At 73.5% G+C, this 14120-nt stretch carries 12 protein-coding genes; 4 read left to right on the top strand and 8 right to left on the bottom strand.

Going from position 1 to position 14120, the window contains the following annotated elements; translation table 11 throughout:
• The first annotated feature begins 25 nt into the window (after positions 1-25).
• Entirely contained in the window at positions 26-883 is an 858-nt protein-coding gene (locus tag BLU27_RS26430; protein WP_092658339.1) for a PhzF family phenazine biosynthesis protein, read from the top strand.
• On the opposite strand, the gene BLU27_RS26425 is transcribed toward BLU27_RS26430, so the two are convergent.
• The 5 genes from BLU27_RS26425 to BLU27_RS26405 form a co-directional block, all read right to left on the bottom strand.
• Entirely contained in the window at positions 872-1297 is a 426-nt protein-coding gene (locus BLU27_RS26425) for an RbsD/FucU family protein (RefSeq protein WP_092656286.1), read from the bottom strand. The genes BLU27_RS26430 and BLU27_RS26425 overlap by 12 nt on opposite strands.
• Positions 1298-1461: 164 nt before the next feature.
• Positions 1462-3576, bottom strand: a complete 2115-nt coding sequence (gene glgX / locus BLU27_RS26420; RefSeq protein ID WP_241827655.1) for a glycogen debranching protein GlgX — start codon at positions 3574-3576, stop codon at positions 1462-1464.
• An 89-nt stretch (positions 3577-3665) separates the two neighbouring features.
• Positions 3666-5198, bottom strand: coding sequence for a GAF domain-containing sensor histidine kinase (locus BLU27_RS26415; protein ID WP_092656285.1), 1533 nt, complete (start codon positions 5196-5198; stop codon positions 3666-3668).
• Positions 5191-6699, bottom strand: a complete 1509-nt coding sequence (locus BLU27_RS26410; RefSeq protein WP_157728814.1) for a GAF domain-containing protein — start codon at positions 6697-6699, stop codon at positions 5191-5193. The genes BLU27_RS26415 and BLU27_RS26410 overlap by 8 nt, the downstream gene beginning before the upstream one ends.
• 35 nt (positions 6700-6734) lie before the next feature.
• Positions 6735-7985: a site-2 protease family protein gene (locus BLU27_RS26405; protein ID WP_197681583.1), complete on the bottom strand. Its 1251-nt coding sequence runs from the start codon at positions 7983-7985 to the stop codon at positions 6735-6737.
• A 339-nt stretch (positions 7986-8324) separates the two neighbouring features.
• On the opposite strand from BLU27_RS26405, the gene BLU27_RS26400 reads away from it, so the two are divergent.
• From BLU27_RS26400 to BLU27_RS29360, 3 genes are read left to right on the top strand one after another with little or no spacing between them, the layout of a single operon-like run.
• On the top strand, positions 8325-9443 hold the full coding sequence (locus BLU27_RS26400) for a universal stress protein (protein ID WP_092656282.1): 1119 nt from the start codon (positions 8325-8327) through the stop codon (positions 9441-9443).
• On the top strand, positions 9440-10303 hold the full coding sequence (locus tag BLU27_RS26395) for a universal stress protein (protein ID WP_092656281.1): 864 nt from the start codon (positions 9440-9442) through the stop codon (positions 10301-10303). Before BLU27_RS26400 ends, BLU27_RS26395 begins: the two co-directional genes overlap by 4 nt.
• Positions 10300-10734: an OsmC family protein gene (locus tag BLU27_RS29360; protein WP_157728813.1), complete on the top strand. Its 435-nt coding sequence runs from the start codon at positions 10300-10302 to the stop codon at positions 10732-10734. Before BLU27_RS26395 ends, BLU27_RS29360 begins: the two co-directional genes overlap by 4 nt.
• A 27-nt stretch (positions 10735-10761) precedes the next feature.
• On the opposite strand, the gene panB is transcribed toward BLU27_RS29360, so the two are convergent.
• The 3 genes from panB to panC are packed head-to-tail and all read right to left on the bottom strand — an operon-like array spanning position 10762 to position 13831.
• Positions 10762-11724, bottom strand: a complete 963-nt coding sequence (panB, locus tag BLU27_RS26385; protein WP_241827654.1) for a 3-methyl-2-oxobutanoate hydroxymethyltransferase — start codon at positions 11722-11724, stop codon at positions 10762-10764.
• The gene (gene panD, locus BLU27_RS26380) at positions 11721-12143 is read right to left on the bottom strand and encodes an aspartate 1-decarboxylase (RefSeq protein ID WP_092656279.1); all 423 of its coding nucleotides are present in this window, start codon (positions 12141-12143) and stop codon (positions 11721-11723) included. The genes panB and panD overlap by 4 nt, the downstream gene beginning before the upstream one ends.
• A gap of 2 nt (positions 12144-12145) precedes the next feature.
• Positions 12146-13831 carry a pantoate--beta-alanine ligase gene (gene panC / locus BLU27_RS26375; protein ID WP_092656278.1) on the bottom strand — a complete coding sequence of 562 codons (1686 nt, stop codon included), beginning with the start codon at positions 13829-13831 and terminating at the stop codon, positions 12146-12148.
• Between the last annotated feature and the right edge of the window lie 289 nt (positions 13832-14120).

Genomic DNA, 14120 nt, shown 5'->3' with positions numbered 1-14120 from the left:
GGGCCCGGCTGGGATCATGGGAGCCATGCCCAGCAGACCGTACGAGATCGTCGACGTGTTCACCGACCGGCCCTACGCCGGCAACCCGCTCGCCGTCGTCCTGGACGCCGAGGTTATGAGCGGGGAGGTGATGCAGACGCTCGCCAAGGAGTTCAACCTGTCGGAGACGGCGTTCGTGCTCCCGCCGGAATCCGGTGGCGACTACCGCGTGCGCATCTTCACCCCGGGCGCCGAGCTGCCGTTCGCGGGGCACCCGAGCGTGGGGACCGCGGCGACGCTGGCCCGTCTCGGCCGCATCCGTTCGGGCGACGTCGTGCAGGAGTGCGGAGCCGGCAACCTGCCGGTGCACGTGGACGGCGACCTGGCCACCATCACCGGCGGCAAGCCGGTGCTCGGCTCGACACTCGACCCCGGACCGCTGCTCGCCGCCGCCGGGCTGGGCTTCGCCGACCTGCTCGGCCCGCCCGCCCAGACCGCGGCCGCCGGCGTCGACCACGTGTTCCTGCCTGTCATCGACGAGGCGGTCGCCCGCGCGAGCCTGGACTCCGGGGCCGCCCGCGCCCAGGGCGTGAAGAAGGTCTACCTCTTCTCCTGGGACGCCGACCGGCGGGAGGCCCACGCCCGGCTGTTCGCCCCCGAGCTCGGTATCGCCGAGGACCCGGCGACGGGTTCGGCCGCCCTGGCACTCGGGGTGTGGCTGGTCGGCAACGGCCTGGTCCCCGGCGACGGCGAGACGGCCTACACCGTGGTCCAGGGCGCGGAGCTGGGCCGGCCGTCGCGGCTGGACTGCGTGGTACGCGCGCAGGAGGGGCAGGCACGCGAGACCAGGGTCACCGGGCAGGTCGCGCCGGTGGCCGCGGGGGAGATCCGGCTACCCGACTGACGCGACGCCCAGCGTCAACAGGAGGTTGGCGTAGGTGCGCTGCTCGCCGGTGGCGATGACCAGGGCCACGTCGTCGGTCCTGGCCGCGTCGTAGAAGCCGAACCGGTCGAGACGCTCGACCGGTGTGCCGACGGGAAGCAGGTCGTCGAACTCCGCGAAGATCTCCGGCGTCGGCTGGTCCGGCGGCGGCTGCATCACCGCGGCCGCCTCGATCGGCGCAGCGTCCACCAGCGCGGTCAGCACGTCGGTGACCGACAGCTTGCCGGGGGACAGGTTGAGGAAGACGTGCGTCGCGTTCGGGCCCGCCGCGGTGGCGAACGGGTAGTGCCCGTCGGCGATCAGCACCCGCGAGCCGTGCCCGGCCGACGCCAGCGCGGCCAGGATCTCGGGGTGGATCAGGGTGTAGCGCAGCATGGACAACCTCTTCGTCGGTTCGGCCTCGGACTATAACGGTTGGAAACGGCCCCCAGCCGGTCCTGCCGCGCCGGTGGGCGCCCGCTGTCCGCGGTCGGCCCGCGGGGTGTCCACCCCGGGTCACCCGGCGGGCCGTCCGGCCGCTCGCACGCCGCTCACACGGCTCACACGGCACGCAGAACCACCGCTGTGTGCGGTGGGAGCAGCAGGTGTTCCCCGGCCGCAACCTGGTCGGAGCCGAGGCACTCGCTGGTGTCGAGAGCCACGGTGTACGCCATCGCCCACGGCGGCCCGGGCAGCGTGACGTCGACCGGCGCGTCGCCGCCGTGCAGCCACAGCAGGAACGAGTCGTCGCGTACGGGCTCACCGCTCGGCGCGGTCCGAGCGGTGTGCTCACCGGCGAGGAACATCCCGAGAGTGCGCAGGGACGAGTCGTGCCAGGCGTCGTCGTCCATCTCCTCGCCCCAGGGCGCGAACCAGCCGACGTCACGCCGCCCGCCGGCCGGGTCCAGCCGCCCGTGGAAGAAGTGCGGCCGGCGGAACACCGGGTGCTCGCGGCGGATCCGCAGCAGGTCCCGGACGGTGTCGCGTAACTGCGGCCAGGTCTGCTCCTCCGACCAGTCCAGCCAGGAGATCTCGTTGTCCTGGCAGTAGGCGTTGTTGTTGCCGTGCTGGGTGCGTCCGCTCTCGTCGCCGGCCATCAGCATCGGCACGCCGGTGGCGAGCAGCAGGGTGGTGAGCAGCCCGCGCACCTGACGCAACCGCAGCTTGACGATCTCCGGGTCGTCGGTCTCGCCCTCCACCCCGAAGTTGACCGACCGGTTGTCGTTGTGCCCGTCGTCGTTGGCCTCGCCGTTGGCCTCGTTGTGCTTGCTGACGTAGCTCACCAGGTCGCGCAGGGTGAATCCGTCGTGAGCGGTGACGTAGTTGATGGACGCGAACGGCCGCCGGCCGCTGCGGCGGTAGAGGTCGCTGGACCCCGACAGCCGGGAGGCGAGGTCGCGCACGCCGTCGGCCGAACCTGCCCAGAACTCGCGTACGGCATCGCGGAACCGGTCGTTCCACTCCGACCACGGCGCCGGGAACCCACCCACCTGGTAGCCGTCGAAGCCGAGGTCCCACGGCTCGGCGATCAGCTTGACCCGCGACAGCACCGGGTCCTGCCCGACGGCGGCGAGGAACGCACCCGCCATGTCCACGTCGCCCACGCCGCGGGTGAGGATCGGCGCGAGGTCGAACCTGAAGCCGTCCACGTGCATCTCCTGCACCCAGTAGCGCAGTGAGTCCAGGACCAGCCGCACGACGTCCGGGTGGCGGGCGTTCAGCGTGTTGCCGGTGCCGCTGAGGTCGCGGTAACGACGGCCGCCGCCGTCCAGCCGGTAGTAGGCGATGTTGTGGATGCCGCGGAAGGAGTACGTCGGGCCGAACTCGTTCTGCTCGGCGGTGTGGTTGTAGACGACGTCCAGCACGACCTCCAGGCCGGCCTCGTGCATCGCCTTGACCATCCGCTTGAACTCCGCGACCTGCTGCCCCTCGGTGCCCGTGCTGGCGTAGCCGGCGTGCGGTGCGAAGAAGCCGAGGGTGTTGTAGCCCCAGTAGTTGGAAAGACCCCGCCCGCGCAGGACGAACTCGCTGACGAAGTGGTGGACGGGCAGGAGCTCGACGGTGGTGACGCCGAGGTCGCGCAGGTAACCGAGCACGGCCGGGTGCGCGAGCCCGGCGTAGGTGCCGCGCAGCTCCGGCGGCACGTCCGGGTGCCGCATCGTCGCCCCGCGTACGTGGAGTTCGTACAGCACCGTGTCGCTCCACGGGACGTACGGCCGCGGGTCCTCGCCCCAGTCGAAGGTCGGGTCGACCACCACCGAACGCGGAACGTACGGCGCGGAGTCCCGGTCGTCGCGCACCGTGTCGTCGCCGCCGGCCACGTGGCCGAACACGGCGGCGTGGTCGTCCGCCTCACCGGTGATCGCCCGGGCGTACGGGTCGACCAGCAGCTTCGCGCCGTTGAACCGGTGGCCGGTGTAGGGGTCCCACGGCCCGTGCACGCGGTAGCCGTACCGCTGGCCCGGGTGCAGGCCGGGAACCCGGCCCGACCACACCCCGAACAACAGGTCGGTGAGCGGAACCCGGCGCTCGGTGGAGTGGTCGTCGAACAGGCAGACCTCGACGCGTTCGGCCATCGGCGCCCAGAGGGCGAACGTCACGCCGGATCCGTCATAGGTCGCCCCGCGCGGAGGGCCACCGTCGGGCCACCACTGGGTCTGGAATGGTGTGCTCACGCGCACATCCTCGCCGGTCCGCGAGCGTGGTGGAAACAGATCATCCAGACCGCCCTCCTCGGCCCCGTTCCGTGACCTCCCGGTGCCGCTCAGGACTGGTCCGGCTCGCCGAGCGGGGCCTGCCAGTCGGTGGCGGTCTGCTCGTACGCGAGCCCGCCCGGCGGCTCGTCGACCGCGGAGTAGGTCACCCTCAGCCGTACCTCGCCCTGCGCGGCTCGTACCTCGACCTGCAGCCGGCTCGGCGGCCCCGCCTCCTCGATCCGGTCGAACGCGGCACGCGCGGCCGCGAGGAGTTCGGCTCTCACCGGCTGCGGGACGGACTCCAGCGGGCCGTGCACCACCAGCCGGGGGACGATGCCGAACCGTTCCCGGGCCCGGTCGATCGCCGCCAGCAGGTCGGCGTGCAGGGAGTGCGTGCCGGGCGGGGGTCCGGTGAGCGCGAAGATGGCGCCGCGCACCTCGCGGGTGGCAGCGTCCAGATCGCCGATCGCCCGCTCGACCCGGGTGCCGACCTCGGCGCCGTCGCGAAGGCTGGCGACCAGGTGCAGCTTCGCGCTGACGTCGAACAGCCGGCGGATCACCCGCTCGTGCAGGTCCTGGGCGATCCGGTCGCGGTCCTCCAGTACCCGCTGCTCGATCCGTGCCTCCTGGGCGCGCTGGTGCCGCAGCGCGAGCGCCGCCTGGCTGGCGAACATCTCCACCGGAGCGACGTCGGGGACGGTCAGGCCTTCGGACTGCGAATCCCGCTGCCACCCGGCGAACAGCACGCCCAGAACCTCCCCCTCGGCGGTGAGCGGCGTCAGCATGCCCACGCCGACGTTCGCCAGCGCCGCGTGCCAGGCAGGCGGCGGGTTGTATCCCGGAACGGCACGGAGGTCCTCGCTCACCATGCTCTGTCCGGAGGAGACGACCTTGGCGGTCAGCCCGCGCAGCGGCGCCCGCCCGCCAGTGGTGTCCGCGAGCCCGGCGCCCTGGGCAGCCTCCAGGACGACCGTGCCGGGGTTGGCCGGGTCCAGGAGCAGCAGCCCACCGAAGTCGGCACCCGACACCTGGCGCAGCCGGGTGACCAGCAGGTCCAGGGCTTCTCGCCGGTTTGTCCGGCCGAGCAGTTGGTGGGTGAGCTCGGCGGTGGAACGCAGCCACCGCTGGCGGCGGCGTTCGGTCTCGTACCGCTCGGCGTTGTGCAGTGCGGTCACGGCGGCGGTGCCCAGGACGGTGACGGCCGCCTCGTCGTCGGCGCTGAAGGAGGTGTCCCGCCGGTCCAGGAGATACAGCTCGCCGGCGACGGAGCCGGTGTCGGCGGCCGGCAGCAGCAGGGCGAGCAGGCCGGGTCGGTGCACGGGTTCATCGGACTTCGCCAGCAGGCCGCGGGCGGCGGTGAGTTCGGGCCCCGCGAGCAGCCGCGCCGCGTCGTCGGCGCCGACACCGTGCCGGAACGTCCGGGCGGTGGTCCCGGAAGTGAGCCGTACGATCGCTGTTCGGGCGCCGGCCAGGCGGGCGGCCGCGGCGGCCACCCGGGTCCCCACGGTCTCGACGTCGACCTGCGAACCCACGTCGACGATCGCCTCGACCAGGCGGACGAGGGTGTTCCGGTCCGCGTGCCGTGACCACCCGTCAACCAAGCCGCACCGCCCACTCGGTCACCTGTTCACCGGGCGAGGGGGCGTTGCGGGCACCGGCCACGATCAACCGGAACCGGCTCTCCTCGAGGTCGATGACCAGGTCGACCCGGCTCGGCGACTCGTACTCCGCCGCTCGGTCCAGCGCCCGCCGAACCTGGGCGGCCAGCTCACACTGGACGGCGTCGCAGACCGCGTCCAGCGCGCCGTGCACCTCGAGGCCCGGTACGAATCCGAACCGGTCAGACGCCTTCACCACCTCCGCCTGCAACCGCAGCCAGCACGCCGAGGCGGCCCGCTGCGCGGCTTGGGCGGGGGTACGCAGGTCGCCGCTGACCTCGCGGATCAGGGTGATGGTCTCGGCCACCTCCCGTTCGGCCACCGCGAGCCGTTCCCGTACGACCGGACGCCTGCTGCCCTCGACGGCGGCGCCCAGGTCCGCGGCCACCCGGTTCAGGCGGCGGGCGACCACGGTGTCGAGGTCCTGCGCGATCCGCTCCCGGTCGGCGAGCACCGAGAGTTCGGTACGACTGGTCTGGGTGCGAGCCTGCCGCAGCGCCAGCGCCGCCTGGTGGGCGAACATCTCCACCAGGTCCACCTCCTGGGCGGCCAGGTGCGCCACCGGAGACTCCTTGCGCCAGCCGGCGAAGAGAACGCCCAGCACCTCGCCGTCGGTGCGCAGCGGCAACAGCATGCCCAGCCCGAGGTCGGCGAGCGCGGTCCGCCACTCCGGAGGCGGTCCGTACCCGTACACCTGGTCCAGGTCGGGGCTGACCACGCCGCGCCGGGAGCGCACGACGTGGGCGGTGAGGCCGCGCAGCGGGACACGCCGTCCGGCCAGGTGCTCCAGCGACAGTCCGGTGACCGCGTGCAGGGTGCCGCTATCGGGATCGGCGGGGTCCAGCAGGAGCAGCGCGCTGTAGTCCGCACCGGACACCTCCCGCAGCCGGGCGGTGAGCGTACCGAGGGCCTTCTCCCGGTCGACCTGGCCGAGCAGCAGTTCGGTGAGCTCGGTCACCGCGTGCAGCCAGCGCTGCTGCCGGCGTTCGCGTTCGTGGAGGTCGGCCCGGTGCATCACCATCGCCGCCGCGGCGCCGTAGGCCGCGAGCAGGTCCTCGTCGTCCCGGGTGAACTCGCCTCCCTCGGGATCACCGACGAGGAGCTGGCCGGAGTGGTGGTCACGCGGACGCATGGGTACGCCCAGCAGCGCCCGGGTGCGGACCGGCCGGCCGGACAGCGTGAGCTGCTCGACCAACCGGGCGAAGTCGGGGCGATCCGCGCGTTCGGCGTACTCGGCCCGGCTCAGGCCGTGCAGGAAGAGCTCGACCGTCTCGTCTGGTGGGTTCGCCTGCCGCACAACGGCATACCTGCCCCGCACGAGCTCGCTCGCCGACCGCAGGATCCGCTCGGCCGCCTGTTCGCCCTCGAGGTCGGTGCCGAGGGTGAGAAGAGAACTGACCAGGGAGCGCAGGCGCTCGTGCGGAGGGGAACCGTTCCCGACCACACTTCGATGGTAGGCCGCGCAGTGCGGGCGGGCGGTCAGCCGCCGGGCCGTTGCCACGGTACGTACGGGCTCGGGGTGCCGTGACCCTCTTGGCCCGGTTGACCTTCCCGGCCCGCCTGAGCCGGCTCGGCGCCGGCCGACCCGTCGCCCGCGTGGGGCAGGTGCCCGAGCTTGGCGAGCTCGACGGCGCGGTTCACGTCGTGGCTGTTCACGATGCCGACCACGTGGCCACCTTCGACGACCAGCAGCATCCCGCGGCCGGACAGTTGCCACGTACCTGCCGGGAGCTCGGTCAGCAGGTCCTCTGGGCCGGCGGTCCCGTCCGGTCGCAGCGGCCGGCCGAGGTCGGCGAGCTTGGTGGTGCCCCGCGTCTGCTCGGGCACCCGGGCGAGGTCGGTGAGGCTGACCACGCGCAGCGGCCGGCCCTCCATGTCCACGACGGGGAAGGACCGGTGGTGGTCGCGCTCGGCGACCCTTTCCAGGAAGGCGTCCACGGTCCACCACGACGGTGCGGTCACCGGCGCCGGGCTCATCACGTCCCGCAGCCGTACGCCGGTCAGGCGTTCCCGCACTCCGGTCACCGACTCCTCCGACAGCGCCGACATGACCAGGAACCAGCCGATCAGGGCCAGCCACAGACCGCTGACCACCTGGCCGGCGACGAGCTGGAACACACCGAGGGCGATCAGCGCCATGCCGAGGAACCGGCCCGCCCGCGCCGCCGAGACCGCCGCCCGCGCCTGGTCGCCGGACCGCTTCCACAGCCCTGCCTGGAGCAGCCGCCCACCGTCCAGCGGCGCGCCGGGCAGCAGGTTGAAGATGCCGAGCACCGCGTTCACGAACCCGAGCCAGGTCAGCACCTCCCGGAGCACGATCGGCAGCGAGAGCAGGGCGGCACCCGCGGCCAGGCCCCCGAACGCCGCGCCGAGGACGAGGCTGGTGGCCGGGCCCGCACCGGCGACCAGGAACGCCGCGCGGGGGGTGGGCGGGTTGGAGCCGAGCTCGGTCACCCCGCCGAGCAGCCACAGGGTGATCCGGTCGGCCGGCATGCCGTACCGCCGGGCGACGACGGCGTGCGCGAGCTCGTGTGCCAGCAGGGACGCGAGGAACGTGACCGCCGCGAGCACCCCGGCCACCCAGTCGACCACCGTGCCGGCGTTGGGCGCCTGGACCGGGAGGATGGCCACCGCCACGATCTCGGTGACCAGCAGCATCATCACCAGCACGGACCAGTGGACGCCGACGGAGACCCCGGCGACGCGGCCCAGCGTGAACGTCGGCTTCATGATTCGGCCATGTGTCGTTGGCGGGCCGTCCGGCGACAGGCCCGCACCCCCGGTCCAAGCGTCCGCGCGCCGGTCCGGGTCCTACAGAGGATTAGGACCCGTTCCGCTGCGCGCATGCGCGCTCCGCGCGGGGATCCTGCGTCCGAGCCGGGCCCGGTGGGTATGAACCCGGCGGCACGGACCTCTTGACCATGGCGGGTTCTCACCGTGGCTCTCGCAACAGGCGAGGGCCAAGGACCCGCAGGCACAGGACCTTGTCCTCTACGTCGATCCGTACGGGCCGGACCAGTCTGGCGCCTGGGTCGCCACCAGGGGCGGGGACAGATCGGGGGACGTTCGATGACCGGTCGACAGCCGCGTCCCGCGCGGGCGGTCGTGGTGACGTTCGACGGGGTGGCGCTGGCCAACCCCGCGTTGCACTGGGCCGCCCGCGAGGCCGTCCTCCGCCAGCTGCCACTGGTGGTGGTGCAGGCGTACGGCGAACGTTCCCGTACCGACCGGCGACCCGCCGACGGACCGCTGGCATCCGAGTTCGGTCCGGACGACGGTCAGGGGGCCGTCGACGACGACGAGGGCGGGACGCCGACGACCCGGGAACGGGCCTGGCGCCTGGCCGACGCCGCGGTCGCGACGGCGGTGGCTGTGCAACCCACGCTGCAGGCGTACGCCTGGGCCGCCGCCGGCCCGCTGCCCGACGTGCTCGGCCAGGCGGTCGCCGATCCCACCCTCGTCGTCGTGGGCACCCGGGGGAGGGGCGTCCTGCTCGCGTTCCTGCGCGGTGCGCACCGAGCCGGCCGGGAAGGAAGACCGGTGCCGCCGGTGGTCCTCGTCCGGCAGGACAGCAGGCCGCCCCGGCCGCTGCCGGTGGGGCTGTCGGGCGTGCCGGTGGGGGACGGGCACCTGTTGGACGGGCTCGACGGCCACGTGGTGGTCGGAGTGGACGGCGGTGCGTCGACGCGGGCCGTCGTCGGGTTCGGGTTCGACGTGGCCGCCCGGCGGGGTGCCCGGCTGCTCGCCGTACCGGTGCCGCCGCGGGGTGACAAGTGGTGGACCCGCGCCCTGGACACCCACGTGCACGGGGTGAGCGCACCGGGCTTCGACGCGGTCGAGGCGCTGCTGGCACCCCATCTGTCGGCGTACCCCGACGTGGAGGTCACGGTCGCGCCCGGCGACGGCACGGTGGCCGGACCGCTGCGGATCGCCCGGCCGCCCGACCTGCTCGTGGTCGGCAGCCGGGACGCGGGCGTCAGCGGGATCCTCGGTTCCACCCTCGGCTGTACGGCGATCAACCGGGCCCGGTGCCCGGTCGCGCTGGTGCCCGTACCGGCCGGCGACCTGGTCGCCGACCGGCGCGGCGGCCGGGCCGGGGCCCGGATCCGGGTGCCGCAGGCCCGCCGCCCGTCCGTCCGTCCGACCGGCCGGCCGACGACCCGCCCCCGGGAGGAGGCGCTGCGATGACCGAACGCAACCGGCGCCCGGTGGTGGTCGGCGTCGACGGCACGGCGGAGAGCCGGCTGGCACTGCAGTGGGCCATCGACGAGGCCCGCAACCGGATGCTCCCTCTGCGCATCGTCGTCTCCCACGAATATCCCGCACCGGTGCAGGGCGTCGACGACCTCGAGACCGACGGCGAGAACACCGACGCGAACGCGGCGGCGAGCATCGCCCGCGACCAGCTCGACCCGGACATGGTGCTGACGCCGGCAGTGCTGGCAGACCGGCCGGCACGGGCGCTCCTCGACCAGGCCATGGACGCGGAGCTGCTCGTGGTGGGTTCGCGGTCGCGGTCGGCGGTGGCCTCGGTGGTGCTCGGGTCGGTGAGCTCGGCGGTCGCGCACCAGGCGCGCTGCCCGGTGATCGTCGCCCGCGCGTCGAAGGAACACTCGCCGGCCGGCCCGCGGGTGATCGTGGGGGTGGACGGGTCGGAGTGTTCCGAACGCGCGGTGGCGTTCGCGTTCGAGGAGGCCGCCGGTCGCGGCCTGCCCCTGGTGGCCGTCCACTGCTGGCGGCTGGAACACCCCGACGAGGCGCAGTGGGACGCGGACGCCTTCTCCCGCCGCCGCGACGAGCACATGCTGTGGCTCTCGGAGTCCCTCGCCGGTTTCCGGTCCAAGTTCCCGGACGTCGTGGTGAGCACCAGCGTGCTGGAGGGACGCCCCGCGGTGTTGTTGTCGGAGTCGTCCCGTGGCGCGGAGCTGGTCGTCGTGGGATCGCGCGGACGCGGCGGGCTGGAACGCATGCTGCTCGGTTCGGTGGCCGAGTCGCTGCTGCACCACGCGCACTGCTCGGTCGCGGTCGTACGGGCGGCAGCCCGGTGAGCCGGCACGAACCGGCACCGGTCGAGGTGCGTCCGCTGGAGGGTGACGCGTACGTCGTGGAAGTACGCGGACACCAGCTGCACGTCGACCAGCCGCGCGAGGAGGGCGGGACCGACACCGCACCGACACCGGTGGAGTTGCTGGTCGGTGCGCTGGCCGCCTGCGTCGCCTTCCACGCCGGGCGTTTCCTCGCGCGGCACGGCGTCGGCGCGGAGGGGCTGGCGGTCCGGGCGATGTTCACGATGGCGGCCGAGGGGTCGACCCGGGTGGACGCGGTGCACGTGCGGGTCGTGGTGCCACCGGACCTGCCGCCCGAACGCGTACCAGCGCTGCGGGCGGTGCTCGGCGCGTGCACCGTCAAGAACACCTTGACGCACGCCGTCGAGCTGGACCTGGAGATCGACGGCTTCCCGAGCCTCGCACCGGGCTGATCGCTGCTGCCTGATGGGACCGGACGCTCAGACCGCCCGTGCGGCAAGGGCTTCCGCGAACGCCGTCAGCTCCTCGGGGGCGATGCCGTAGGTGTGCTCGGGTCCGGGGTACTTCCCCGTCCGCACCTCCTCGGCGTACGTGCCGACCGCGCGCACCATCTGCTCGTGCAGGTCGGCGTACCGCTTCACGAACCTCGCGGGAGTGCCGGCCGACATCCCCAGCAGGTCGTGGAACACCAGCACCTGCCCGTCGGTGGCCGGGCCGGCGCCGATGCCGATCACCGGGATCCGGAGGTACGGCATCAACTGCTCGGTGACCGCCGCCGGGATCGCCTCCAGGACCAGGGCGAAGCAGCCGGATTCCTGCAGGGCGAGGGCTTCCTCGGCGATGCGCGTCGCTCCCGCGGCGGTGCGGCCCTGGGCGCGGAAACCGCCGAGCTGGCCGGCCGTCTGCGGGGTGAGACCGACGTGCCCCATCACGGGTACGCCGGCGGCGACGATCGCCCGGGCCCGGTCGGCGGAGGTGCCCCCGCGTTCCAGCTTCACCGCGTCCGCGCCGGCCTCCTTCACGAACCGCTGGGCGTTGCCGATCGCGTGCTCGTCGGAACGCTCGTACGACCCGAACGGAAGGTCGGCGACCAGCAGGGGGGTACGCAGACCCCGGCGGACCGCGGCGGCGAGCACCAGCATCTCGGTCATCCCGACCGGCAGCGTCGAGTCGTGGCCCAGGACCGTCATCGCGGCGGAGTCGCCGACCAGCACCACGTCGACGTCGGCGTCCTCCGCGACCCGGGCGGACGGGAAGTCGTAGGCCGTCACCATCGTGATCGGCATGCCCGTCGCCTTCAGCTGGGCGAGCGCGCCGACGGTGAGCCGGGCCCGCGTCGAAGCCGCGTCGTCGGGGCCGGAACCCGGGTTCGAACCAGGCGTGGAACCGGGCGTGGGACCGGGCGTGGAACCGGCACCGGGCGAAGCGGGCCGGGTGCTCACGGCCCGGTCCGTTCGAAGCCGGCCGCGGAGGCGAGCGGGGAGTCCATCAGCACGCCTGCGTCCGAGCCGACCAGGGCGACGGCGTTGCCGGCGTCCACGTGCACGACGGCGGGGTCGTGGGTGGCGAGTTCGGCGGCGTCGTAGGTCGCGAACGACGCCACGATCACCTTGTGGCCCCTCTCCACGAGCAGCGCGGCCGCGCCGTTGACCTGCATGGAGCCCGAGCCCGGCGCGCCCTCCAGCACGTAGGTGACGAACCGCGTGCCGTTGTCGACGTCCCACACGTGCACCTGCTCGTTGGGCAGCAGGTCGGCGGCGCGCATGAGGGCGGCGTCGATGGTGATGCTGCCCACGTAGTCCACGTCGCAGGCCGTCACCGTGGCGCGGTGGATCTTGGACTTCAGCATGGTTCGCTGCATGGTCATGCTCCTTGGACTACTTCGACGACCTGGTTGTCGATCAGCCGGGCGCGGCCGACCCGGGCGGCGACCGCGATCAGGACGGGGCGGTCGCCGAAACGCTCCGCCACGGTGAGGTTTCCGGCGTCGCGGGCCTCGAGGTACTCCGGTTCGATTCCGGCGTCGGCGAGTACCTTCCCGGCCGCGGCCAGCGCGTCCTGGACGGTGGACCCGTTGCGGGCGGTGCGGGCGGCGGCGGTCAGCGCCTGGTTCAGGGCCCGGGCCCGGACGCGTTCCTCCGCTGTCAGGTAGACGTTGCGCGAGCTCATCGCCAGGCCGTCCGGCTCGCGCACCGTGGGCAGGACCACGATCTCGACGGGGAGTTCGAGGTCACGCACCATCGCCTGGACGACGATCGCCTGCTGGGCGTCCTTCTGGCCGAAGAACGCCACGTCCGGGCCGACGGCGTTGAGCAGCTTCGCCACCACGGTGGTGACGCCGCGGAAGTGGGCGGCACCGCGGCGCGCGGGGTCGCCGCAGAGCACGCTGGTGAGGTCGCCGCCGACCTCGACGGTGGTAGCGAACCCGGGCGGGTACACGTGGTCCGCGGCCGGTGCGTACACCAGGTCGACGCCCGCCGCCGCGGCCACGGCGAGGTCGGCCGCCTCGTCGCGCGGGTAGGCCGCGAGGTCCTCGTTCGGGCCGAACTGTGTGGGGTTGACGAACAGGCTCATCACCACGACGTCGCAGCGCTCCCGGGCGGCGCGCAGCAGGCTGGCGTGGCCCTCGTGCAGGAAGCCCATGGTGGGTACGAGGCCGATCCGGGCACCGGACCGGCGGGCGGGTGCCAGCTCCGCCCGCAGCTCCTCCCGGGTCCGGACGATCTTCGGGGTGGACACCGGCGTACCTCCTGGGTGCTGGTTCGCGGCGACCGCCCGGGTGCGGTCGGCGAGTGCGGTGTAGACCGGCGAAAGCTCGGGGGCGAGATCGGCCAGCGCGGCCTGGTGGGCGCGGACCGTCTCCTCGTCTCCCCGGGCGATGGGTCCGGTGAGCGCGGCCGGGCCCGCGCCGGCCCAGTTCGCCGCCGTGCTCAGCACCAACGGCGTGAGGGCCGCCCGGGCGTCCTTCACGCCGGCGCGGGTGAGCAGGTCGGCCGCCGTCTCCGCCAGTGCCAGGACGAAGTTGGACGCGAGCACGGCGCCCGCGTGGTAGGCCGCCCGGTGCTCCTCGGCCAGGTCGAACGGCACCATCCCGAGCCGTCGGGCGAGCGTGCGGGCGACCTCGGCCGCGGCCGGGGTTGACCCGGTGACCGCCGCCGGAACGCCGGTCAGACTGGTCCCCGGCGCCGGGATGGTCTGCAGCGGGTGCAGCCGGAACGTCTGTGCTCCCCGGCGGGCGGCGGACTCCAGCGCGTCCAGGCCGGTGGCGCCGCTGACGTGGCCGACGTAGGGGGGAAGGTCCGTCCCGGCGGCGACCTCGGCGCAGACGGCGGAGATCGACTCGTCGGGGACGCACAGGAGGGCGATGCCGGAGCCACCGGCGGTGACGGCGGCGGTGCCCCGGGTGCCGACGCGGACGTCGAGCCCGGCGGCGCGGGCGGCGGATGTGACAGAACCGCCGGTGCGGCCGGCGCCGATCACGGCGAGGCTGCGCAGCCCGGTCGACGCACCGGTGTCCGGTGCGTCTCGGTTCCGTTCCAGTTCTCGCATCGGAGATACCAGACGGCTTTCGGTGTGGGGTGCTTGTACGTACTTTGGTGTTTCCTGGGGCATTCCGCGTCCGCGCCCAGGTCCCCGAAGGTGCGGGTGTCCGGGTCGCGGCGCAGGAAAAGTATAGGTGCCGCCGAGGCCCGCCGATGCCTGCCGAAGCGACGACCGAACCGACGACCGAACCGTCGCCCGGGCCGGCGCCCGAACCGGCCGCGAGCCTGGCCACGCGGAGACCGACGGCCAAGGTCGGCACCATGGCACCCGCCGGTCGCGCCCGCCGCGTCCGGGT

It is taken from the genome of Actinopolymorpha singaporensis, assembly GCF_900104745.1.
In the GTDB taxonomy this organism is placed as follows: Bacteria; Actinomycetota; Actinomycetes; order Propionibacteriales; family Actinopolymorphaceae; genus Actinopolymorpha; species Actinopolymorpha singaporensis.
This window is presented reverse-complemented; position numbering and strand designations above follow the sequence as displayed.